Source organism: Shewanella sp. VK101, assembly GCF_056497865.1.
The window spans coordinates 1826976-1850351 of the sequence record NZ_CM151402.1; the positions used below are offsets into that span (position 1 = coordinate 1826976).

Annotated in this window: 23 protein-coding genes; 17 read left to right on the forward strand and 6 right to left on the reverse strand. The window is 53.1% G+C overall.

Going from position 1 to position 23376, the window contains the following annotated elements; all coding sequences use genetic code 11:
• Positions 1 to 286: 286 nt before the first annotated feature.
• From ACSHSR_RS08240 to ACSHSR_RS08265, 6 genes are read left to right on the forward strand one after another with little or no spacing between them, the layout of a single operon-like run.
• Positions 287 to 1069, forward strand: a complete 783-nt coding sequence (locus ACSHSR_RS08240; RefSeq protein ID WP_025011235.1) for a DUF3450 domain-containing protein — start codon at positions 287 to 289, stop codon at positions 1067 to 1069.
• Positions 1069 to 2424 carry a MotA/TolQ/ExbB proton channel family protein gene (locus ACSHSR_RS08245; RefSeq protein WP_071237515.1) on the forward strand — a complete coding sequence of 452 codons (1356 nt, stop codon included), beginning with the start codon at positions 1069 to 1071 and terminating at the stop codon, positions 2422 to 2424. Before ACSHSR_RS08240 ends, ACSHSR_RS08245 begins: the two co-directional genes overlap by 1 nt.
• Positions 2424 to 2951: a MotA/TolQ/ExbB proton channel family protein gene (locus tag ACSHSR_RS08250; protein WP_082014355.1), complete on the forward strand. Its 528-nt coding sequence runs from the start codon at positions 2424 to 2426 to the stop codon at positions 2949 to 2951. The genes ACSHSR_RS08245 and ACSHSR_RS08250 overlap by 1 nt, the downstream gene beginning before the upstream one ends.
• Before the next feature lie 13 nt (positions 2952 to 2964).
• Positions 2965 to 3369, forward strand: coding sequence for an ExbD/TolR family protein (locus ACSHSR_RS08255; RefSeq protein WP_025011238.1), 405 nt, complete (start codon positions 2965 to 2967; stop codon positions 3367 to 3369).
• A 1-nt stretch (position 3370) separates the two neighbouring features.
• Complete coding sequence (locus tag ACSHSR_RS08260; protein ID WP_025887156.1) at positions 3371 to 3991, forward strand: energy transducer TonB; 621 nt, start codon at positions 3371 to 3373, stop codon at positions 3989 to 3991.
• 1 nt (position 3992) lies between these two features.
• Positions 3993 to 5243, forward strand: a complete 1251-nt coding sequence (locus ACSHSR_RS08265) for a tetratricopeptide repeat protein (protein WP_025011240.1) — start codon at positions 3993 to 3995, stop codon at positions 5241 to 5243.
• A gap of 49 nt (positions 5244 to 5292) precedes the next feature.
• Here the strand turns inward: ACSHSR_RS08265 and ACSHSR_RS08270 are convergent, their stop codons facing one another.
• Positions 5293 to 5802 (reverse strand): diguanylate cyclase domain-containing protein, encoded by a 510-nt coding sequence (locus ACSHSR_RS08270; RefSeq protein WP_479631403.1) that lies wholly within the window; start codon positions 5800 to 5802, stop codon positions 5293 to 5295.
• 79 nt (positions 5803 to 5881) lie between these two features.
• Between ACSHSR_RS08270 and ACSHSR_RS08275 the strand changes: the two genes are divergently transcribed.
• From ACSHSR_RS08275 to ACSHSR_RS08300, 6 genes are all read left to right on the forward strand, one after another.
• Positions 5882 to 7717 (forward strand): DUF885 domain-containing protein, encoded by a 1836-nt coding sequence (locus ACSHSR_RS08275; protein ID WP_107110616.1) that lies wholly within the window; start codon positions 5882 to 5884, stop codon positions 7715 to 7717.
• Between the two features lie 177 nt (positions 7718 to 7894).
• Positions 7895 to 8191, forward strand: a complete 297-nt coding sequence (locus tag ACSHSR_RS08280) for a peptidylprolyl isomerase (protein ID WP_470424760.1) — start codon at positions 7895 to 7897, stop codon at positions 8189 to 8191.
• 15 nt (positions 8192 to 8206) lie between these two features.
• Entirely contained in the window at positions 8207 to 8740 is a 534-nt protein-coding gene (locus tag ACSHSR_RS08285; RefSeq protein ID WP_025887157.1) for a GNAT family N-acetyltransferase, read from the forward strand.
• 87 nt (positions 8741 to 8827) lie between these two features.
• Positions 8828 to 9049 carry an RNA-binding S4 domain-containing protein gene (locus tag ACSHSR_RS08290; RefSeq protein WP_037475159.1) on the forward strand — a complete coding sequence of 74 codons (222 nt, stop codon included), beginning with the start codon at positions 8828 to 8830 and terminating at the stop codon, positions 9047 to 9049.
• 22 nt (positions 9050 to 9071) lie between these two features.
• A complete protein-coding gene (locus tag ACSHSR_RS08295) occupies positions 9072 to 9458 on the forward strand; it encodes a ribonuclease E inhibitor RraB (protein ID WP_025011246.1) in 387 nt (128 codons plus the stop codon).
• Between the two features lie 85 nt (positions 9459 to 9543).
• Positions 9544 to 11514, forward strand: coding sequence for a nuclease-related domain-containing protein (locus tag ACSHSR_RS08300; protein WP_479631404.1), 1971 nt, complete (start codon positions 9544 to 9546; stop codon positions 11512 to 11514).
• Here the strand turns inward: ACSHSR_RS08300 and gcvA are convergent.
• On the reverse strand, positions 11484 to 12389 hold the full coding sequence (gcvA, locus tag ACSHSR_RS08305; protein ID WP_479631405.1) for a transcriptional regulator GcvA: 906 nt from the start codon (positions 12387 to 12389) through the stop codon (positions 11484 to 11486). The two genes, ACSHSR_RS08300 and gcvA, sit on opposite strands and share 31 nt — an antisense overlap.
• Before the next feature lie 122 nt (positions 12390 to 12511).
• On the opposite strand from gcvA, the gene ACSHSR_RS08310 reads away from it, so the two are divergent.
• From ACSHSR_RS08310 to ACSHSR_RS08330, 5 genes are all read left to right on the forward strand, one after another.
• Complete coding sequence (locus tag ACSHSR_RS08310; protein ID WP_129978908.1) at positions 12512 to 13285, forward strand: TSUP family transporter; 774 nt, start codon at positions 12512 to 12514, stop codon at positions 13283 to 13285.
• 124 nt (positions 13286 to 13409) lie between these two features.
• Positions 13410 to 14552, forward strand: coding sequence for an exonuclease SbcCD subunit D (locus ACSHSR_RS08315; RefSeq protein WP_221059955.1), 1143 nt, complete (start codon positions 13410 to 13412; stop codon positions 14550 to 14552).
• On the forward strand, positions 14549 to 17734 hold the full coding sequence (locus ACSHSR_RS08320; RefSeq protein WP_479631406.1) for an AAA family ATPase: 3186 nt from the start codon (positions 14549 to 14551) through the stop codon (positions 17732 to 17734). Before ACSHSR_RS08315 ends, ACSHSR_RS08320 begins: the two co-directional genes overlap by 4 nt.
• A 170-nt stretch (positions 17735 to 17904) precedes the next feature.
• On the forward strand, positions 17905 to 19188 hold the full coding sequence (locus tag ACSHSR_RS08325) for a peptidoglycan DD-metalloendopeptidase family protein (RefSeq protein ID WP_479631407.1): 1284 nt from the start codon (positions 17905 to 17907) through the stop codon (positions 19186 to 19188).
• A 123-nt stretch (positions 19189 to 19311) separates the two neighbouring features.
• Positions 19312 to 20163, forward strand: a complete 852-nt coding sequence (locus ACSHSR_RS08330; RefSeq protein WP_025011150.1) for a TPR end-of-group domain-containing protein — start codon at positions 19312 to 19314, stop codon at positions 20161 to 20163.
• A 46-nt stretch (positions 20164 to 20209) separates the two neighbouring features.
• On the opposite strand, the gene ACSHSR_RS08335 is transcribed toward ACSHSR_RS08330, so the two are convergent.
• The 4 genes from ACSHSR_RS08335 to ACSHSR_RS08350 form a co-directional block, all read right to left on the reverse strand.
• Positions 20210 to 20614: a hypothetical protein gene (locus ACSHSR_RS08335; RefSeq protein ID WP_044734734.1), complete on the reverse strand. Its 405-nt coding sequence runs from the start codon at positions 20612 to 20614 to the stop codon at positions 20210 to 20212.
• Between the two features lie 307 nt (positions 20615 to 20921).
• Positions 20922 to 21431 (reverse strand): M48 metallopeptidase family protein, encoded by a 510-nt coding sequence (locus tag ACSHSR_RS08340; RefSeq protein WP_028780777.1) that lies wholly within the window; start codon positions 21429 to 21431, stop codon positions 20922 to 20924.
• Between the two features lie 4 nt (positions 21432 to 21435).
• Positions 21436 to 21873, reverse strand: a complete 438-nt coding sequence (locus tag ACSHSR_RS08345) for a DUF3010 family protein (RefSeq protein WP_025011148.1) — start codon at positions 21871 to 21873, stop codon at positions 21436 to 21438.
• Between the two features lie 47 nt (positions 21874 to 21920).
• A complete protein-coding gene (locus tag ACSHSR_RS08350) occupies positions 21921 to 23276 on the reverse strand; it encodes a DEAD/DEAH box helicase (RefSeq protein WP_045282684.1) in 1356 nt (451 codons plus the stop codon).
• Positions 23277 to 23376: the final 100 nt, after the last annotated feature.

Here is a 23376-nt window from a genome sequence, read left to right on the forward strand (position 1 = left end):
ACAATTGATCACTAAATGTAAAAAAAAGCCATTGATGATTAATCACACAGTTAGCCTTAGTTTCCAGCGTTTTCGTCTCATTTCAAATGTTGACACAGGTCAACATTTTGTGAAATGATGCCAGCGGGTCTATGCCTTCAGGGGCATAGGAAAGGGAAGATAAAAAACTAACAATCACAAGAGAAAGACATACTTGATAGCACCACCTGCCGTTGAAATAGGGATATTCGGGGCACTGTTGCTGAAAAGTTAAACCTTTTTAATCACTTCAAATTGGTTGGGAACTATGTCCAAGGTAAGCAATAGAACAAAAATCGCTTCTGCGCTTGTTGGCGCGCTGGCACTCGCCAGCAGCAACTTAGTCGTTGCAGATCCTCTTACCGACGCGCAACAAGCCGCGGGTCGTCTGCAGTCAGACGCCGTTGCGTCACAGAAGAAGATCGATAAGTATTTTGACCAGGCTCAAGATATGCTTTTCGAATATTCCGCCGTTGCTGACGAGCGTGAATCTCTCAAAGCCTACAATGATTATCTGGCTGGACTGGTCGCTGATCAGGAAGCCACAATGAAATCCATTCAGGACGATATCAATGGTGTAGACAAACTGCGTCAGGGTGTTGTTCCTTTGATGTTTAAAATGGTTGATGCACTGGAGCAATTCGTGGCTCTGGATCTGCCATTCAAATCTGAAGACCGTGCACAGCGCGTTAAAAACCTCAAAGACCTGCTTAACACTGCCGAAGTGACTCTGGCTGAAAAGTTCCGTCTGATCCTGGATGCTTACAGCATCGAGCGTGAATACGGCAGCTTTGTTGACGTTGAAACCGGTAAGCTGAATCTTGATGGTAAAGAAGTGCTGGTTGATTTCTTCCGCTTGGGCCGCGTAGCTCTGTACGCTCAGAGCCTGGACCAGAAGACTGCCTGGATGTACAACCCTGAAACCAAGGGCTGGGATAAGCTGGATGACAGCTACCTGCGTGACATCACCAAGGGTATTCGTATCGCCCGTAAACAAGGGGCTCTGGATCTGTTCGCACTACCAATTCCAGCTGCGGAGGCTGCACAATAATGAAAAAGCTAATCACTACCGCCGTCGTTGCTGCCAGTTTTTCACTGTCTGCCGGTATGGCCAGTGCCGCCGAGGCGCCTAAGACGATTGACCAACTGCTGCAGCAAGTTAAAGTTGAGCGTGCCGCTCAAGGTAAAATCAACGCCAAGCGTGAGAAAGAGTTCCAAGCCGAGCGTGGCGACAAGGCTGCGCTGCTGAAGCGTGAAAAAGATGCGCTGGCTGCTGAAACTCAGCGTGGTAAAGACCTGAACCAGGCCTTCCTCGATAACGAGCGTAAGATAGCTCAGCTCGAAGAAGATCTGAAAACCGCTCAGGGTGACCTGGGTGAAATGTTTGGTGTGGTTAAAGGTGAAGCAGGCGATTTCGCCGGCAAGCTGATCAACTCCAACGTCAGTGCTCAGTATCCAGGACGTGACAAGTTCGTTCAGGACCTGGGTGCCCGTAAGCAACTGCCTAAGATTGAAGAACTGGAGCGCTTCTGGGAAGAGCAACTGTTCGAAATGGCCGAGTCCGGCAAAGTGGTTAAGTTCGAAGGTTCTGTAACCGACATTGATGGTAACGTGAAAAACACCACCATCTACCGTATCGGTGCCTTTAACCTGTTGGCTGACAACAAGTACGTGGTTCTGAACCATGAGCTGGGTCTGATCCAGGAGCTGTCACAGCAGCCTGAAGGTTATCAGGTTAAGCCTATCGCCGACTTCGAAAAAACCACTTCAGGTACAGCCAAGCTGTATGTTGACCCTGCCCGCGGTACTCTGCTGAACATCTTCACTCAGAAGGCCAGCTTCCAAGACCGTATCGAGGCCGGTGGTACCATTGGTTACATCATCATCGCCTTACTGGCTCTGGGTCTGCTGATCTCTCTGGAGCGTCTGGTTACTCTGACTGTTATCGGTGCCCGTGTTAAGTCTCAGGCCAAGAATGTTGCCAACCCAGGTAACAACGCCTTGGGCCGTGTACTGAAAGTGTACCAAGAGAACAAAGATGTTGACGTTGAGACTCTGGAGTTGAAACTGGATGAAGCCATCCTGAAAGAAACACCAGCGCTTGAAACACGTATCTCCATCATCAAAGTATTGGCGGCTATTGCTCCTATGATGGGTCTGCTGGGTACCGTAACCGGTATGATTGCAACCTTCCAGAGCATCCAGCTGTTCGGTACTGGCGATCCAAAACTGATGGCCGGTGGTATCTCTATGGCACTGGTAACTACAGTACAGGGTCTGATTGCGGCTCTGCCACTGATGTTGTGTCATGCCATCGTTGTGGCTCGCAGTAAGTCTATTGTTCAAATCCTTGAAGAGCAAAGTGCCGGTATTATTGCTGAACACGCAGAGAAGAGGGCTGACTAATGATGCTATACCTGATGGACATTTGGGATTCCGTCAGGGGCTTCATGGCCTCCGGAGGCGACGTCCTCTGGCTTGTTGCGGCGGTGCTGTTTCTCATGTGGGTATTGATGCTTGAAAGATTCTGGTATCTGAACTGGGTATCACCAAAGAATCATAAAGAGATCATTACCGCATGGAATGCCAGGGAGGAAACCACTTCCTGGTATGCACACCGTATCCGTGAAGCTTGGGTATCCCAAGCGAAGCAAGATATGAATGCACGTATGCTGATCATCAAAACACTGGTAGCCATCTGCCCTATGATAGGTCTGCTGGGTACAGTGACAGGTATGATTTCAGTGTTCGATGTTATGGCAGTTCAGGGGACGAGTAATGCTCGTCTGATGGCAGCTGGTATTTCTATGGCCACTATGCCAACTATGGCTGGTATGGTCGCGGCATTGTCCGGGGTGTTCTTTAGCACTCGTTTGGACGCCAAGATGAAAATCAGCTTGGAAAAGCTGAAAGACAGCCTGCCACACCACTAGAGAGAGATTGAACATGGCACGTAAGAAGCATTCCAGTGTAGAAGAGGAAGCACAGATCGATATGACCCCGATGCTCGACATCGTGTTCATTATGCTGATCTTCTTCATTGTGACCACCTCGTTTGTGAAGCCATCCGGTTTGGACTACAACAAACCCAAGGCATCCACAGCGACTTCAAAACCTTCGGCGAACATCTTTATCGGCGTCAGTAAAACCGGCGTGATTATGATGGAAAACCGTCAGGTTGATATTGAACGAGTAACTGCTAACGTAGAACGTATGTTGGCAGAGGCGCCAGAAGCCGCCGTTCTGATCCAGGCAGACAAAGAAGCCCAACACGGCTTGGTTGTTAAGGTACTGGATCAGGTGAAGGCAGCTGGTATTGATAAGGTCTCGGTATCTGCGGGGAACGACTGATATGTTAAGAGCACTAGTATCTATCATTATTGGTGCTGCTGTGACTTTTGGTCTGTTCTGGTTTATGGCATTCCTGGTCGGAGGTGGCGCACAACGCGGCGACACCTCAGCCGAAACGCCAGTTATCGAGATCACAATGGACAAGCAGGATTCGAAGGCACAGAAGAAACCAAGGGTGACACCTAAGCCCCCCCCACCACCAGAGCAGCCACCGAAGCCAGCGGAAACGCCACCGGATAGCTCTTCTGATATTGATACCAATATGTCATTCAATATGGGTGGAGTAGAAGCAGGCGGTCCAAGCACAGGCTTTAAGCTGGGCAACATGATGACCCGTGACGGTGATGCAACACCTATCGTGCGGATTGAACCTCAGTATCCCATTGCTGCGGCGCGTGACGGTAAAGAAGGTTGGGTACAACTTCGCTTTACCATCAACGAACTCGGTGGTGTTGATGATGTTGAAGTTATCCAGGCTGAACCGAGAAGGATCTTTGATCGTGAAGCGGTTCGTGCACTGAAGAAGTGGAAGTACAAGCCGAAGATTGTTGACGGTAAGCCGATGAAGCAACCCGGTATGACAGTTCAGCTGGACTTCACCCTGAACCAAGGAGACAGATAAGATGCAAAAAGTGAATAAGCTTGCTGCAGCCATGCTGTTGACTTTGACAGGCAGTGCAGTGCTGATGGCTCCAATCGCCCAGGCCGCTGAGAAGTGTCCTATCGACCAGCGTCAGGCCAAGGCTGTGGGTCAAACTGCTGCCAAAAAGGTGCAGAGATCCTTTGAAGCCTATCAGGACGGTAATCTGGACGAAGCAATCGCCGTATTGCTGGAAGCCAATGCCCGTAACGACTTCGACAAGGCCTATATCGCCCGTATGTTGGGTAACTTCTACGCTGAAAAAGGTCAGATGGGCACCTCCATTAAGTACCTGAAGCAGGCAGTAGAAGCCGATATCCTCGGCGGAACCGACCACAGTGCAACGCTGAAGTTGTATGCGGATCTGCTGCTGCAGGAGAAGAAGTTTAAAGAAGCTATCACTTACTATAACAAGTGGATGGACTTCTCCTGTAAGCAAGATCCTGTGGTCTACCGTCGTATCGGTATTGCCTATACAGAATTGAAAGACTATCCAAACGTGCTGAAAACAGCGGACAAAGGTTTGTCACTGGCGGAAAAGCCTGACAAGAACCTTTACCAGCTTAAGTTCCAGGCTTACTTCAACCTCAAGCAGTACAAGAAAGCGGTTGGTGTTCTGGAAACTATGGTACCCCTGTTTCAGGACGATAAGCGTCTTTGGGTTCAGTTGGCTCAGCTCTATCTGCTGACCGAGGACTTCGACAAGGCAACAGTGACTTACGATCTGGCCTATCAGAACGGTTTCCTGGAAACCGCTGATAACATCACTCGTTTGTCGCAACTGTTGGCGTCCAAAGGTTCGGCTTATCGCGGCGCTGTGATTTTCGAGAAGCATATGAAACAAGGGCTTATCGAAAAGAATGAGAAAAACCTGTCTATGTTGGCCGGTTTCTTCCACAACGCCAAGGAGCTGAAGAAGGCCGCGGCCTATTATGGTCAAGCAGCTGCTGCCGGTAACGATGGCAAGCTGTACCTGAAACAAGGCCGTCTGCTGGCCTTGGATCAGCAGTTCAAGGAAGCGATTCCGGTATTCAAGCAAGCACTGGATGCCGGACTGCAAAACCCAGGCGAAGCTCAGTTTGAGCTGGCACTGGCCTACTTGAACCTGAAAGACTATAAGTCGGCTTACCGCCGTGCCGAATTGGCCTCCAAGGATTCCAAGACTGCACGTAGCGCCACCAGCTACCTGTCATACATAAAAGAGAAAGCGCGGATCCACAACGTTTCGCTCTAATGTGATGTCAGTGAAAAGCCCCGCAAGGGGCTTTTTTATTGTCTGAGTGTCAATGAACTTCCTTGACCCTTGAACGGGCGCTGTCCTGCTCTTCCAACTGATGGCTCAAAGTTTCGACGTCAATAAACAGGGTTTCGGGTTTCAATTCTTTGTTGGGTAAGCAGATACAGGCTGCCAGGCGATAATCCAGCCGAAGATGATGAAACTTGCTGTATTCTTCGCTGAAGGCCTCGAGCTTCTCATTAATCCGCTCAATCACTTTCTCTGTCCCCATTTTATCGACGTTGAACAGACCAAGGGCGAACAGATGGTGGTTCATGCGCCCCAGTAGATCGGTATTGCGCAGCAAGGCTTCCTGCACCTGTTTGGCAAAGAATTCCAGCAGGTGAGGTTGGTTAACTGTTTCATGTATGTGAGGGCAAAGATACAATAGCGCCAGACTCTGGTGATCTCGCAGATGGCGATACCATTCACGGTGAAAGACTTCCATAAAATAGGTCCGGTTATAGACCCCGGTTTCCGGATCCCTGAAACCCGAGTTACTGAAGGAATAAATCATGGGTTGGCTCCGAGCTAGTGACTGCTACAAGTATAGTTAACCAATCCATCTACTGAGTTGTGACAGGAGAATAACGACAATGAAAAAAGGGTTTTTGCTGTGCTCTATTATTTTGGCGTTGAGCGCTTGCTCCAAAGAGGAGAGCACTTTAGTGACTCAGCCACAGGCGGAGCAACAGCCCGCTGCGGCAATGGCACAAACGGCAGAGCAGGCTTATCTCGCCATGGTGGATCAGTTCTTCAAGGACTACCTCAAGCTTGAGCCCATCTATGCTACCTTTGTTGGGGTCAATGATTATAACGATACCTTCGGTGGTGACCTCTCCGAGGCTTACCTCAAACAGCGCCATGAACTCAATAGCCGCTACGCCGCCCAGGCCAAGACCATAGATAGACAAGCCTTGCCCGAACAGTTGCAACTCAGTTACGACATGTTTGTCTATGACAGGGACATGGCGCTGGTGGATGAAACCTTCCCCAGCCGTTTTATGCCAATAAGCCAGTTCTACAGCACAGTGATTACCATGGTGCAGCTTGGCAGCGGTGAGAGTGCCCAGCCTTTCAATACCCCGCAGGATTACGCCAACTGGCAGCAGAGGGTGAAAGGTTTTGTCAAATGGACTGAGCTGGCGAAACAGCGTATGGATGAGGGCATTGCCAGCAAGGTTGTGCTGCCACGGGTATTGGTCGAGCGGCTTATCCCTCAGTTGCAGGCGCAGTTGGTGGATAAGCCTCAAGACAGTATCTTCTACGCCCCGGTGACCAAGATGCCCGAGAGCTTCAATGCCGCCGAGCGTGCCTTGATTGAGCAGGAATATCAACAGATGATCAGCCAAGAGTTGCTGCCGGCTATCGCCTCACTCAAGCAATATTTTGAGCAAACCTATCTGCCGGCCTCGCGGGCCACTGACGGTTGGTGGGCGCTGCCTAACGGTAAAGTCTGGTATCAACATCTGGCCAATGCCCATACCACAACCACTATGGCGGTGGATGATATTCATCAAATCGGCCTCAAGGAAGTGGCGCGGATCCTCGATGAAATGGACAAGGTGCGCCAGCAAGTGGGTTTTGAAGGTGATCTCAAGGCCTTCTTTGCTTCACTGTCATCCGAGCCAGAGTACTTCTTCAGTGACAAGCAGGGCTTAATTGACGGCTATATGGTGCTCAAGGACAAGATCAATGCCGTACTGCCCGGCTACTTCAATGTGATGCCCAAGGCCGACTATGTAGTTAAGCCGGTTGAAAGCTTCCGTGAAAAATCGGCCGCCGGAGCCTCTTATGAAGCACCGGCCGTCGATGGCAGTCGTCCAGGGGTGTTTTACATCAACACCTATAACCTGAAAGCTCAGCCCAAGTGGGGCATGACCACTTTGTCATTGCATGAAGCGGCGCCGGGTCACCACTTCCAAATAGCCATCAAGCAAGAGCTGCAGGGCGTGCCTGAGTTCCAGCGTTTCAGCGGTTACACTGCCTTTGAAGAGGGCTGGGCCCTCTATGCCGAATATCTTGGAATAGAGATGGGGCTGTTTGAAGACCCATACCAGTATTTCGGCAAGCTCTCGGATGAAATGCTGCGGGCGATGCGTCTGGTGGTGGATACCGGCCTGCATGCCAAGGGCTGGAGCCGCGAACAGGCGATTCAGTATATGAAAGACAACTCTCCGCTGGCAGAAAGCGACATTATCGCCGAGGTGGAGCGCTATATGGCAATTCCTGGTCAGGCACTGTCTTATAAAGTCGGTCAGCTGAAGATCCTGGAGCTTAGAGCCCGGGCCGAGAAAGCCCTGGGGAACGACTTCGATCTCAAGGCCTTCCACGATCAAATTCTCACCACGGGTTCCTTACCCATGGCGGTGATGGAAGCCAAGATAGATCTCTGGATAGAAAAACAGCTGAAGCAGAAAGCATCAGCCTGAGACCAGACTTAAGTCGAGTCTTTGATAAGCAAACTCAAAACGCCGCCATCAGACGGCGTTTTTCATTTTCAATTCAAGGCTTGCCATTATTGTTGTGTCAGTTAACTTCTGACACAGAATGATATTATACTGGCTGGCCTTGTTCGGTGAACCACCGAAAAAGGCCACTTGGCCAAGATTACTGAGGAGCAAATTATGGTGCAGGCAACAGCAAGACATCTACTGGTAAAGACCGAAGAGGAATGTGCCAGCTTGAAGCAACAGATTATCGATGGCGCCGATTTTGCCGAGTTGGCCCGTAAACATTCCGCCTGCCCTTCAGGAGCCCAAGGCGGTGAGCTGGGCTCTTTCGGCCCGGGTATGATGGTGCGTGAGTTTGATGAAGTGGTGTTCAGCGCGCCGCTTAATGAAGTTCAGGGGCCGGTCAAAACCGCTTTTGGTTTTCACCTGCTTGAAGTCACCAGTCGCGATTAAGCCCGGGTTAAGCAAGTGATAGAAATCTATACCGATAGACTCAGGCTCAGGACTCTGACGGCGCAAGATTGGCCGGCGTTTCTGGCACTGCATTGCGATCCTGAGGTGGGCCGCTTTGTACGTGAGCCGGAGCCGCAGGAGCAGATTAAAGCCAAGTTTGAGCAGCGAAGCCAGCCTTGGCGTTACGAGTCCGGGGATTGGCTGACGCTGGTAATTGAAGAACTGGGCAGCGACTGCTTTGTCGGCTTGACCGGCTTTTACTGTGTCGATCCTGAGCTGGCGCAGGCCGAGGTAGGTTACCTGTTGCATCCGGATATGCAGGGGAAGGGCTATGCCACAGAGTCGCTGCGCGGGGTAATAGATTGGGGCTGTTTGAGCTTCAATATTCACAAGTTCATCGGTCACTGCGCCAATGACAATCTGGCTTCGGCCAAGGTCATGGAGAAATGTGGCTTCGAGCTTGAGGGAATATTGCGGCACAACTTCCGTATCGGCGATCTTTGGGTGGATGACAGGGCCTATGGCCTGCTCAGCGATGAGCGTCGTTGACTTCTCTCCCCCAAGCGGATGCTTGCTGCTATAATCCGCCCCAAATCGAGTCAATTCCAGCAAGGCAAGGTCACAGTGACACAGAAAATGAGCGAATTCACCCTCAATAGCGGCGATGAGTATATTGAGCTTTATAAGGTGCTGAAGGCAGAAGGCATGACCAGTGCCGGCGCCGAGGCCAAGCATGTGATTGCCGAAGGGCTGGTGCTGGTCAATAACGAGGTTGAAACCCGCAAGCGCAAGAAACTGCTGCCGGGCGATCTGGTCAGCTTCAACGGCGAAACGGTTAAAATAGTGGCGGCGCAATAGGCGCAAGGGGAAGGGGAACAGAATGCAATTTCCAGATGATGACAACGGCAAGATGCTGCAGGCAATGCAAGAGTCGGGTATCGACTTGAGCAAGCCTTTGGATGTGGACTTTTTCCTGGTGTTTGATGATCAGCGCGACGCTGAATCGGCATTGGAAGACCTGAGTCAATCCGAGCAGGCAGGCGAAGTTGAGCTGCAGTTCAACGAAGAGATTGAAAAGTGGGAGCTGATTGTCTGCATCAATATGGTGCCCGAGTATCAGGCTTTGGTGGCGCGCGAAACTGAGCTGAACAGCTTTGCTGCCGAGTTTGACGGCATGACAGATGGTTGGGGCGTGATGCAGCATCAGGACGGCGATGACGAGTTTGCCGATGATGACCACGAGTGTGATGAGCACTGCCACCACTGAAGATAAGTGAATTTTTCCTGAGCCACCCAAATTTGGGTGGCTTTTTATTCTGCACTCACGGATTGCCAATCTCAGGGAGAGTGATATGGCCAAACACATCAGTTTTGGAACCCCGGTCAACGACGCCGAGCGCTGGGCCTTTGAACTGCTGGGTGATGAGTTACCCAAAGATTATCTGCTGCTGACCAATATTGAGATCCCGACTCAGTCCGGGCAAGCGATGGAGGTGGATGCTCTGGTGGTCGGCGAGTGGGGCGTGTATGTCATCGATGTCAAAGGCTATATCGGCCGACTCAATGCCGGTCTGCACGCTTGGTCGCTGGATGGTCGCGAGGTGGACAACAGCCTGTCCAAGGCCAATTATGTTGCCAGAGTTTTGGCCGGTAAGCTGAAGAATAAGATCCCGGTCGGTGTCTATGCTCCCTGGTGCCAAGGCATGGTATTTGTAACAGGTCACAAGGGCGAAGCCATAGAGCTGGAGAAGCAGGACGGTGCCCTGAGCATCTATACCCCAAGGCAGATCATCGCTGCGCTTACCAAAGAGTGGGGCCTGACGGCTCCCCATAAGCACCAGATCAATCAGCGTCAGAAAGAGGCGGTGTTGGACACTCTGGGGCAGGTGGCTCTGGTGGAACAGCGCAACAATAAAATACAGGATTTTATCAAGCTCAAATGCCTGTTCCTGCAAAGTGGCCTCGAAGTCTGGCAGGCCGAGTACAATCCCGGCGGCTGGACCGCGCCCTGGCTGCTGAAAATTCTGATCCCTACTCATTTCGAGCAGCTTTCTGAAGCAAGACAGCATGAAGAGCGGCTGCGGGGGGAGTTTCAACGGTTACAGAAACTGTCCGGTTGCAGCGGCGTGCCTTACTCTGCGCCCCTTATTCAGGATGGCGAGCAGTTGGTGTTGCCTATTCGCATGCCAAGAGGTGTGCCTATTCATCTGCTGGAAATCGATCGGCTCAGCATCTATCAACTGCTGGAGATACTGCGCCGTGGGGCCACCAGTCTGTCGCAAATTCATCGGCGTAATATCTGTGTCGGCGGCTGGGATGAGCACTGCCTGTTTATCGGTGATGATGGCGAAGTCGAGTTTATCGATATCCGTGATGACATCAGTATCGACGAGGATCTCAGGCGCTATGCCGAGCGATTCTTGCCCCTGGCGCTGGCCACTCATCAGCCACGTATCTATCTCTGGTTCCAGCGAGTTGCGGCAGGGCGGGGCGCGGATCTTGATGAGCTTAGAGCCGACCTCAGCGCACTTATCGAAACCGGAGTCTGTGACAGCCTGGATAGCGATACAGAGATAGCCGAGGGCAGCGTTATCGACCATCACTTCCGCCTCGAAGAAGTTATCTATCAGGCAGCTCACAGTGAACTCTGGCGCGCCACTCACCTTCAGGGACAGTTCGATGTCGGGCTGTCTGTCTATCGCTTTTTGCAGCAGGACTGGCCAGGTCTGAATCATCAATACCGCAGCCTGAGCCGCATTTATCACCCCAATGTGGAGCGGGTATTGGCCTTTGGCGAGCTTGGCGGCAGCGACAGGGTCTTCATTGCCAGGGCCTGGGAGCGGGGAGTTGCTTTGGATTGCGCCGAGATCCAATCGCCGCAACAGGTGATAGACTGGTTTCGGCAGTTGCTGACGGCGCTGCAGTATCTCCACAGATTGGATATCTTCCATCGTGCCATCTGCCCGAAGAATATTGTTTGCAATGGCGACAGCGCCGTGCTTTTGAACTTTGGCCTGGGTCAGGACATAGCGGCCAGACACTATGCTGCTCAATATGCCGACCCGGATCTCTGGGCCCTTGAAGGGGATGCCGAACGGGATCTCTATGGTTTGGTGGCCAGTTTTATTGATGTGTTGACCCCTATTGAGCTCAAGGGCGATGCTGGCCCTGCGGGTATGCTCAGGGCTCTCGATGCCTTCGATCCCTTCGATCCCCGTTGGTTGGGAGAGTCTTTGTTTGCCATGTGCCACAAAGTGCTGCGCTTTGAGGTCAGTCTGGCGGACAATGCCGACTACTTGCCGCTGTTTGGCTTCAAGCGGTAGGGCGCAAACTCAGACAGCAGCCAATCGATAAACAGCGCCGATTTACGCGGCAGGCTGCTGGACTTGGGGGTTAACAGATAATAGCTGTAGGGGCTGACAAAGGGCGCTTCAAAGGGGATCACCAGAGTGCCGGCCTTGAGTTGATCTTCGATAAAGAAACGCGGGATCAGCGCCGCCCCCATGCCGCTGGCGGCGGCCTGACTCAGCATATAGAAATGCTCGACGCCAAACTTCTGCTCTGTGGTCAGTGCTATCCCCAGTTGCCTGGCCCAGTAAGGCCAAAGTTCAGGACGGGTGGTGTGCTTCAGCAGCGTCACCTGGTTGATGTCCTCGGGCCGTTTCAATTTAGGGGCCAGCAGCGGCGAGCACACCAGGCACAGCTCTTCATCCATCAGTTTGATCACATTCATCCCCTGAGGCTCACTGGTGGCGGAGCGAATGGCGATGTCGTAGCGGCCACTGGCAAAGTCGACGGCGAAGTCGCCTATGGTGAGATCCACATACAATTGCGGAAAGCGTGACTTAAATTCCTCCATTCTCGGGATCAACCAGTTGATGGTCAGGCTGGGTAATACATTGATGGCCAGGGTCTGCGCCTTGAGACTTTGACGTTTCAGCTCGGCGGTGGCATTGGCCAGGGTCTGCAGTGCCGCCTGCACCTGCGGCAGGTATTGTCGCCCCTCATCTGTGAGCGCCAGTTGCCTGTGTTGACGCACAAACAGACTGAATCCCAGGAAGTTCTCGAGTAGGCGCACCTGTTTGCTGATGGCACCGTGGGTCACATACAACTCCTGCGCCGCGAGGGTGATGCTTTGTAGCCTTGCTGCCGCCTCGAATGAACGCAGGGCATTGAGAGGCGGTAATTCCTGAAACATATTTTCTCCGCTGTTTTTTTGTGTGAGAAAATCTCACACATAGGCGAGAATAACTCCTTTGCCTTTTGCGGGCAAACTGCGTCTAATAGCGATCCTTCAACTCTGTATTCGATAACATAAAAATGGCATTTGAACTCACTCTGCAATTGGCTACGGTTCTGTTTTTTGTCGCCCTGGTGGCGGGCTTTATTGACTCTATCGCCGGTGGCGGTGGTCTGTTGACTATTCCGGCGCTTATGTGGGCCGGACTGCCTCCGGCGGCTGCACTCGGCACCAACAAGCTACAGGCCTGTGGTGGCAGTTTCTTCGCCAGCCTCTACTTTGTACGTAAGGGAATGGTGAATTTGGGTGAGATGAAACTGGCAATTGGCTGCGCCTTTGTCGGCGCCTCAGTCGGTACGGTTCTGGTTCAGCTGATAGATGCCAGTGTGCTGGAGTTGGTGTTGCCGTTTCTTATTTTGGCTATTGGTTGTTACTTCCTGTTTTCCAAGAAAATTACTGAAGATGACCGTGCCAGGGTTCTGACCCCAGGGGTATTTGCCTTTACCGCCGCACTCGGGGTGGGTTTGTATGACGGCTTTTTCGGCCCGGGCACCGGCAGCTTCTTTGCCCTGGCGTTTGTGTCTTTGGCGGGGTTTGGCCTGGCCAAGGCGACGGCTCATGCCAAGGTACTGAATTTTTCCACCAATATTGCTTCGCTCATCTTTTTTGCCCTTGGCGGCAAGGTGGTGTGGCTGCTGGGATTGGTGATGCTGGCAGGGCAGGCCGCCGGGGCGACTCTGGGCTCTCGTCTGGTGATCACCAAGGGCAGCAAGATCATCAAGCCGCTGGTGGTGGTCATGTCGCTGGTCATGAGCCTCAAGCTGCTGGCCGATCAATATCAGTGGAGTTTTTAAGCCCAAATAAGACAGACGGCTGAGTGGTAAGCACTCGGCCGTAGAACCTCGGCGGGCGCATATACTATTGCATTGATTTTGCATACCATAAGGCTCACGTATCCGCCTGCAATCTTAGCGCCCAATGAAATTTATCCATACCTCGGACTGGCATATCGGTCGGCAACTGCACAACGAGTCGCTGCTGGATGAGCAAGCTCATATGCTTGAGCAGATAGTGGCGCTTGCCGCTGAGCATCAGGTTGATGCCTTGGTGGTCGCCGGTGACATATACGACCGCTCGATCCCGCCTGCCAGCGCGGTTGCCCTGCTGGATAAATTCCTCAATACTCTGCTCAATGAGCATCAAATTCCTGTGCTCATGATAGCCGGCAATCACGACGGTCAGGAGCGGCTTGGATTTGCGGCGCGGCAGATGGCCGCCAGTGGCCTTTATATTAACGGCCCGCTGCAAGCGCAAGTTAAGCCGCTTATCCTCAAAGGCCGTGACGGCGATGCCTGTTTCTATCCCATTCCCTATGCCGAGCCGGCGCAGGTAAGGCATGTGCTGGAGGTGGATGCCAGCAGTCACCAGCAGGCGATGGCCTGCTTGCTGGATCAGGTTCAGGCGCACGACAGCCAAGGCCTGCCCAAGGTCGTGGTGGCCCACTGTTTCCTCGATGGCGGCAGTGAGTCTGAATCCGAGCGGCCCTTGAGTATCGGCGGCGCCGATAAAATCGACCCTGCACTCTTTTGCGGCTTTGACTATGCGGCGCTCGGGCATCTTCATGGCCCGCAATACAAGGGCGCCGAGCACGTGCGCTATTCGGGCTCGCCGCTGAAATATTCCTTCAGTGAACACAAACAGAAAAAATCCGTGACCCTGGTGGAGCTGAGTGCAGGTAATCCCCCAAAAATCACCCAGCTAGCGCTAAAACCCAGGCGGGATGTGAGGGTGATTGAAGGCCTGCTCGATGAACTGCTGCAACAGGGCGAAAAAGATCCGGGGCGAGAGGACTACCTGATGGTGCGTCTGCTCGATACCCAGGCGCTGCTGGATCCCATGGGCAAGCTGCGCGGCGTCTATCCCAATGTGCTGCATCTGGAGCGCACGGGCCTGATGTCCCGGCAGCAGGGGCAGGAGATTGGCCGCGACAGAATTAAAAAAGGCGAGCTCGACATGTTCAGCGATTTTTTCAGTCAGGTACAGGGTGAGGCCATGACAGAGGCGCAGCAGCAGACCATGAGCCGTTTGATTGAAGAGTTGCACAGGGAGCAGGAACAATGAGACCGCTGATTTTGGAAATGCGCGCCTTCGGCCCCTTCGCCGATTGTCAGCGCATCGACTTTACCGAGCTGGGCGACAAGCCGCTGTTTCTGATCAATGGCCCCACAGGGGCGGGCAAGACCACGATTCTGGATGCCATCTGTTTTGCCCTGTACGGCAAAACCACAGGTAACGAGCGGGAAGGCAGCCAGATGCGCTGCGATAATGCCGATGACGGCCTGCTCACCGAAGTGTATTTCAGTTTTGAATTGGGGCAAAAACAATTGGGGCAAAAACGCTACAGCATTCGCCGCTGTCCCGAGCAGCAAAGAGCTAAAAGCCGCGGCGATGGTTTTACCCTGCAAAAGAGCGAGGCGGAACTCAAGCGGCTGTTGCCCGATGGCACCGAAGAGTTGCTGGTGGCCAGTAAGGTCACGGATGCCAACGCCTGTATCGAAGAGTTGACCGGCCTGGATGTGGATCAGTTTCGCCAAGTGATGGTGCTGCCTCAGGGCAAGTTCCGCGAGCTTTTGCTGGCGGACTCCAAAGAGCGGGAAAAGATCTTCAGCCAGCTGTTTCAAACCCATATCTACCGCCGCATTGAAGAGCGCCTCAAACAGCAGGCGCTGGAAATCAAGGCAAAGGCCAGAGACTTGCAATCACGCCGCGCCGGGATTTTGGAAACTGCCGGTGTCGAGAGTCTCGAGCAGTTGACCGCAGAAATTGCTGCTTTAACCCCCTCTTTGACCGAAGCGACAGGTAACAAACAAAAAGCCAGCGAAGCCTTGGCCCAGAGAGCCAAGACGCTCGATAACGCCAAGGCGTTAACCGCCGAGTTTGAGCGCCGCAAGCTGCTGCAAACCCAGCTTGATGCGCTTGAGCAGCGGCGCACTGAAATCGAGCTGCACCAGCAGACATTGGAGAAAGCCCGCAAGGCTGAAAAGTTGCTGCCAAGCCTCAAAGAGTTGCAGTTTCGCCAGCAGGAGTGGCAGCAGGCTAAAGCCAAGGAAGCTGACTATGCCAAGCAGTTGCAGAGCGCTGAGCAGCGTCTGAAACAGGCTACAGATGATAAAGCTACACTCGCCGAGTTGGATGAGCACGGCAATAAGCTGCGACGGGAGCTTGAACAACTCGACAAGCTGCAGCCGGCTATTAACGAGCTCAAGCAACTGACCGAGGAGCATGAGCTTGGCCTAGTGGAGTTTGGGCGTCTTGAGCGGGCAGAGCAGCAGAGCCGCACTGAGCTGGAACAATGGCAGCAGCAACAACAAAAGCTTAAATCAGAGGCAAACGAACTGTTCTCAAGCGCCGAGCGCCAAGGGCCGTTGCATCAGGCACTGGCGGCGTTGAACACTCGCCTGGAGAAGACGGAGCAGCTCGGGCACATTAAGCAAAAATGGCAGCAAGCCCAAGTCAGTCTGCAGCAGGCCGAGGCCCATGGTCATCAATGCAAGGCCGAAAGACAGAGCGCCGAAACGGAACATCAAAGGTTGCAACTGGCCTGGCATACAGGGCAGGCGGCTATTCTGGCGGCTAAGCTGCAGCCTGGGCAACCTTGCCCCGTATGCGGCGGCTTGGAACATCCGGCACCGGCCGAGATGGCGCAGGATATTCCGGGTGAAACCGAGCTCAACCGAGCGAGAGACGCCGAGCAGCAAGCCACGGCAAGGCATGAGGCGGCCCGCAGCGATTATCGCAATATCAAGCGGCAAACCGAGGAGTTGCAGCTCGAACTGCAGCGCTTGAGCGCTGAGCTACACGCCTGTGCTGCAGCGGATGTTGTGGTTGGTGTTAAGACTGATGCTACGACAGAGGCTACGCCTGATGCGGCAATGGATGCCGACTCTTATGCCAAAGCCGATCTCACTATGGAAACAGACAGGCTTGTGTCCCGTCGCAGGCAGCTGCTCAATGAATTGCAACAGGCCGAAGCGGCTCAAACCCGCCTCAATAACTGCAGGCAACAATTGCAGCAGGCCGAGCAGCAAGTGGAGCAGCGACTCAAACACAGAGAGACTCAATTACAGCAGTTGCAGCAGCTAAGAGAGCAGTTGAGTCTAGCAGGTGCCCGTAAAGACACGGCGCTTGCTGCTTTGCCCAATGAATATCATTCTTTGGCAGCCGAGGCGGCGCTTGAACTGATGGCGCGGCAACTTGAGCAAAAGCAGAGTGAGTGGCAACAGCTCAAACAGCAGCAACAAGATATCAATCAACAGTATACCGAGGCCGTCAGCCAGCATAAGGCACTGATGCAGGCATTGGCATCGAGCCGTGAAGACAACGCCCGGGCCGAGCAGTTTGCCATCAAAGCACAACAAACGCTTGATGATGCCCTGAAACAATCTGGATTTGCCGGCCGTCAGGCGTTGGAACAGGCGCAGCTGGATGAAACGCAGATGCAGGCATTGGCTGAGAAGATAGAGGCCTGGCGCACTCAGCGCTCTGAGCAGCAGGCGCTGCTCAAAGCCATGGATGAGCGGCTCGCCGGACAAAGCCTGCCTGAGCTTGGGCAGCTTGAAAGCCTCTGGCAGCAACAGCAGCAGCAACTCGCCGAGGCGGAGGATGCCTGGCAAACGCTCAACAACCGAATGCAGAGCCTTAAAGGTACAGAAGCCCAGCTCAATAAAGAAGCGTTAGCCGCTCAGGCGCTGGAGCAGGAATACGCCCTTATCGGCACTCTGAGTGATGTGGCCAATGGCAACAGTCATAGCAAGGTGAGTCTGCAGCGCTTTGTGCTCAGTGTCTTGCTCGATGATGTGCTGCTCGAGGCTAGTCGCCGTTTGGCGCTGATGAGTAAAGGCCGCTACCGCTTGCTGCGTAAAGAGGACAGGGCCAAGGGCAATAAGGCCTCCGGTCTGGAGCTTGAGGTGGAGGATGCTTACAGCTCCAAGGTGCGTCCGGTGGCCACACTCAGCGGTGGTGAGAGCTTTATGGCGGCCTTGTCGCTGGCGCTGGGGCTCTCTGATGTGGTGCAGGCCTACGCCGGCGGTATCAAGCTCGATACCCTGTTTATCGATGAAGGCTTTGGCAGCCTGGATCAGGACTCACTGGAGCTGGCGGTTCGCACCCTGATGGATCTGCAATCCAGTGGCCGCATGATCGGGGTTATCTCCCATGTATCCGAGATGAAAGAGCAGATAAGCTGTCGTATTGATATCAACAAGCATGCACTGGGCAGCAGCATTCGCCTGGTTACAGTTTGATGCAAATGGGGCAATTTTGTCGGTCAATTCCGAAATTCACCCAGTAATCATGGGGTTTTGGCGAATAATACTTGTCTCAGGGACTTTTTTTGATATAAGTTTGCAGCTGGCCCCTTGAAAACAGGGGATCTAGCTATTGGTTTTTCAGTTTGAACTCGGTGAGGCAACAGTTGCAGACAGATAGAATATCCTGGTTGAGTATGATCCCTATGCGTTTGCAGGCCTTACCCGCTTTTCACAAGAAGCTGCTGCTCAGCTCAGGTTTGTTGGTGGGTGCGGCACTGCTTTGGCCCGGAGCTCACGAAGTCACCCCACAACGTATTCCCTTGCATCTGGATATTGAAGCTCTGCTGCCTCAAGTCGGCACTGAGCCTTCGGTTGTTGAAGTCGCCGGCCCGGATTTTGAACGTGTTATCCAAAGTGGTGACACCCTCAGCGTATTGTTCCAAAAGGCAGGTGTCGGCCAGCAAACCATGTACAAGGTGTTGGAAGCCGATTTGGATATCTTGGCACTCGATACCCTGCAACCGGGTAACAGGATCCGTTTCTGGCTCGATGAGCAGGGCAATCTTACCCAGCTGGAACTCTACTTCAACGCCGCACATCAGGTGCTGTTCAAGCGCTTCGACGATGGCGGCTATGGGGTGGAAGAGATCAACATCGAAGGTTTCTGGCAAAACCGGATTGTCAGCGGTGAGATCCAGGGGTCTTTCTATCGTTCGGCGCAGCGGATCGGCCTGAGCGCCGCCGAAATTCAAAAAATTGAGAGCCTGCTGAAGGAAAAGCTCAATTTTGCCCGGGATCTGCGTGCCGGTGACCATTTTTCAGTGCTGATGAATGATCAGTACATAGAAGGGGAATCGACCGGTGTCAGTCAGGTGCTGGGATTACGGATCCAAAACGGCCGCAATGAAATCACCGCGTTTCAGAGCACAGATGGCAACTTCTATGATGAGAAAGGTCAGAGCCTGGCGCGGGCATTTCAGCGGATCCCGCTGGAGAAACGTTACCGTATCAGCTCATCATTCAACCCCAATCGCCGTCACCCGGTCACAGGGCGGGTTTCACCCCATAACGGCACCGACTTTGCCGTGCCGATAGGCACCAAGGTCGTGGCGCCGGGCGACGGTGTGGTGACACTGGTAACCAATCACAGATTCGCCGGTAAATATATAGTGATAGAGCACGGCAATAAATACCGTACCCGGTATCTGCACTTGTCCAAACCTTTGGTGCACAAGGGGCAGAGAGTCAGCCGTGGCCAGGTTATTGCGCTTTCCGGTAATACCGGGCGCTCGACCGGGCCGCATCTGCATTATGAATTTCATGTTAATGGTCGGCCGGTCAACCCAATGAAGGCGGATATCCCCATGGCCAGCCAACTCTCCAAAGAGCAGATGCGTGAGTTCAGCCAATTGGTCAGTACCCGCAAGATGATGATGGATCTCGGTTAAATCCGCTTATTGGTTTTGCAGTAGCCAGCGCTCAACGGCGCTGGCTTTTTTTATAAGCAAATTTTACCCATCCAGGCCCATTTGTTAGGGTGTGGAGAAAACCTGAGTGCAACAGGAGGAAAAATGAAGTTATGGCATGCACTGGTATTAGTGTTAATGAGCCTGGCGTTGCCGGTTACGGCGGCCGAAGAGCCCCCAAAACCCTATTCTGAGCAGAGTATTTACGACAAGCCCTTGATGGAGCGCTATGTGCTCGATGAGCTCAAGTCGATACGGCAAGACATGCAGTCGCTGGAAAAACGGGTCACGGTCGATATTACCGACCGAGAGTTGGCGGTGGCCGACAAGTCGATGAACTATGCCAATGTGACTGTGACCTACTTCTTCTATCTTATCGCTGCCGCGGTGTCACTGATTGCTCTGGTAGGTTGGCAGTCACTCAAGGATATTCGCGACAAAACCCAGGAGATGGCCAACGAGAAGCTGGAGGCGATTGCCGCCCAATATGAGAAAAAGTTTCAGGAAATGGAACGTGAGCTGAAACGCAAGAGCCGGATCATTACTGAAAACAACAAGGAAATTGAACGGATCAACGAGATACACAACCTGTGGATCCGCGCTCAACATTCGCAGACGCCGGAGCAGCGAATCGAGATCTACAACGATATCCTCAAAATACGTCCGGGCGATCTCGAGGCTTTAACCTACAAGGCAGATGCTGCCATGGAAATGGGCGAGTATCACTGGGCCTTGAGCATCTGTAACCGGGTGTTGGAAGTGGATCCCAAGAACGCCAATGCACTTTATCAGCGGGCCTGCGCCTTTACCCGCATGGGCTCGGAAGAGCAGGCGATTTCCGATCTGGAATTGGCTGTGGGTTTCAGTGCCTCACTCAGTGAGGCGGCCAAGGAGGAGAAAGACTTTGATTCCCTGCATGGCTACAAACGTTTTGACGATCTGATCAGCGACGACTGACAGTGAACCCTGCAGGCCGGACTGTTCTTGAGGCTGAAGGCGGGCGTTAGCCTGCCTGCTGTAGCCGCTGCTGATACTTAAGGGCGCAGCGGCACAGTTTGCCCTTGAGTGCCGGGCAGCCGCCACAGGGGGATTTCTTAAAGGGCCGCAGCGCAAAGCTCATGCTGCCGGTCTGGGGTTTTAGGCTGTGAAGCTGCCCAAGAGAAGGTTGATTGGCGGCAATCCAACTGCCGGCACGGTTTTTTAGTTCCGCCTTGAGCAGTTTCTTTTGTGGCTTCTTGAGTTTCTTTTGCCGGGAGAGTTCTGTGGGCAGTTGCTGCTCTAATGCGCTAATCAAGTCTTTGCCAAGGCGTTTGCGGCTGGATTTGCCAAGTGCGGGCAGCGTCTTTTTCAGCGCTTTATTGGCCTGTTTATGGCATATCTTGGAAACATGCTTGCTTATCTTGGGCATAAACCACTCCACATCTTGCCGGTATCTTCATCTGTGCCAAGGCCGGTCAAAAGAAGCAGCCAGAAGGGCACTGACGATAACTTTTGGAAAGGCTGTTTGAAAAGCAGATACCAAAAACTAAAACTGATTTTAAATGAAAACCATTATCAGTCAATATGCGGTTGAGTTTATAACGCTTGGGTCTTTTGAGGGTAGGCCTTGGCGGGAACCGCTTCGAATAACGGCTGGATAGTAACTGGATATATTACAGGAAGCCCTGGAGCCGCACTTTTATAACCAAGTGGCTTTTTGAATGCAGCTCTAACACTTACATTGGGTAGGGGTCTTGGTTGGCGTCCAGCAAGCTGAGGTAGATCCTGAGCTCAAACTCCAACTGATGGTAGTCAGGCTCCATATAGGTGCACAGTTTGTAGAAGGCCTTGTTGTGCTCTTTCTCCCTCAAGTGCGCCAACTCATGCACCACCAACATTCGCAAAAAGGCTTCGGGTGCCCGTTTCAGGCGGGAGGAGATACGGATTTCGTTCTTGGTCTTGAGTTTGTGCCCTTGCTTACGGGCGGCGTAGGTATGCAGCCCCAGCGCCTGATGGCTGAGGCTGATCTTGTCGTCGAAACACACTTTGGCAAGCGGGTTTGATTGACGCAGATAAGTTTGCTTCAGCGCCTGGGTATAGTCCCAAAGCGCTTTATCACTGCGGATCTGGTGCAACTCAGGATGGCGTTTTCGCAGGTATTCTCCCAGCTTGCCCGCTTGGCTGAGCTGCTGAACCTGCTGCTTTATCTCGTCGCTGTAGTGGGCCAGATAATCAAAACCGCTCAAGGGCTCAGACCTTTTTGTAGATCCGCATCTGCTGGAAGGCGTACGCGGCGTCAAAGGCGTTTTGCTGGAACTTTTTCAGCTCCAGGCCGCTGAAGTCCACTTGCGGTGGATTGCGTTTCAGCTGCTCTTTAATGCTTTGAGGTGTCAGCATTGTTACCGGCAACTTACCCAGTTGAATGGCTGCCTCGAACTTGAAACTGGCGGAGCTGCCGGCCAGCTTACCCTTGTATTCGCGCTCGATAATCACTACATGTTCGACCTGATAGTCTTCCATCAGCTTATTGAAGGCGAATTGGAACTCCCTAATCGCTTCCTGGCTGGCAGGATTGCTCAAGGTAAATGAGTGACGGCGGCAATCGGGGACGTTGAATACGTCACCCTGGGCGCTCAGCAAACAGATGACGGCTTCGCCGCCTTTTAATTCAACAGCACAAACTTTCATGGTATTCCTTTTGGTTCATCATGCCGCACCGGCGGCTAATGTTAATCTTATGACTCGGAGCCGCTTTCATCGCCGTTATCTACTGGAGCGGGTTTACGCCTCATAGGGGCATCGCCCACATCCACCCCGGTAATAAAGCGCTTGTCTCTGCCGGACTTGGCCTTGCCCGGTTTAGCTGCTGTCTTGCTGCGTCCCTTGGGCTTGCTGGCCTTGGCGTTCTTGGGTTTGCTGCTCTGGCGCTTGGGATCGGCCAGGCCACTGAATTTGGGTTCTAGCCCCTCAAGGGTACTAAGCTCGAAGCGGCGACCGAGAAAGCTCTGCAGCTTCTTGAAGTTGAACCAGTCCTTGGGACCTACCAGAGACAGGGCGTCGCCCTTGGCACCGGCGCGGCCGGTACGGCCGATACGGTGGACATATTCTTCGGCGAATTTGGGCATGTCGAAATTGACTACCAAGGACACATTCACCAGATCCAGACCGCGGGAAGCTACGTCGGTTGTCACCAGAATTTGCTGCTGGCCACGGCTGAACTGATCCATTATCTGGTTGCGGGCGCTTTGGCGCAGTTCACCACTGAGCGCCACGGCGCTGTAGCCTTCTTGCTTGAGCTTCTCGGCTAATCTGTCGGTATCCTGGCGGGTGGCGGTGAAGATGATCACCTGGCGCTGTTGCTCGCGCTTTAGCAGCTCAGTCAGCAGCGCCTCTTTATGATCCAGATGGTCACAGAGGAAAATACGCTGGTGTATGTCCTGATGCTCGGCATTGGCAGCGCCAATGGCTACGTGCAGTGGATCATTGAGCAAGGTGGCGGCGATATCATTGACCTCTTCATGTTCCAGAGTGGCCGAGAACATCAGTGTTTGACGCCGTCTATGGTTGGCAGCGTCGTTGATTGCCTTGAGTTGCGGGGCAAAGCCGAGATCCAGCATGCGGTCGGCTTCGTCAAGAATAAGCAGTTCCAGCCCTTCCAGATACAGATGGCGTTGTGACAGGTGGTCAGCAATCCGTCCCGGGGTGGCGACGATAAAGTGTGGATCCCGCGCCAGCGCCTTGGCCTGATCGTTGAAGTTTTCCCCGCCAAGCACACTAATGGCCCTATATTGGGTATTGGCAACCAACAGACGCAGCTGGGCGTAGACCTGGTTGGCCAGCTCACGGGTCGGCAGGAGTATCAGTACCCTGGGATCGCGCTTGCTGAGCGCCTTGGTGGAGATCACCCTTTGCATTGCCGGCAGCAAAAAGGCCAAGGTCTTTCCCGAGCCCGTCTTGGATGAGGCCATCAGGTCTTTCCCGGCCAGTGCTACGGGAATCGCTTCACGCTGAATTTCGGTAGGCTCGTCGATACCCATATGCTTAAGGGTTTGCAGCAGACGCTGATCCAGCGAAAAATCGGAAAAATGCAAAGGTAAACTCCTCAATAAAAACGACCGCATATTATAACGGCTTTTGTGGCGCTGGGCATGTATTTAGTCAAAGGAGTGTCGAAACAGCGGCGACTTTTGC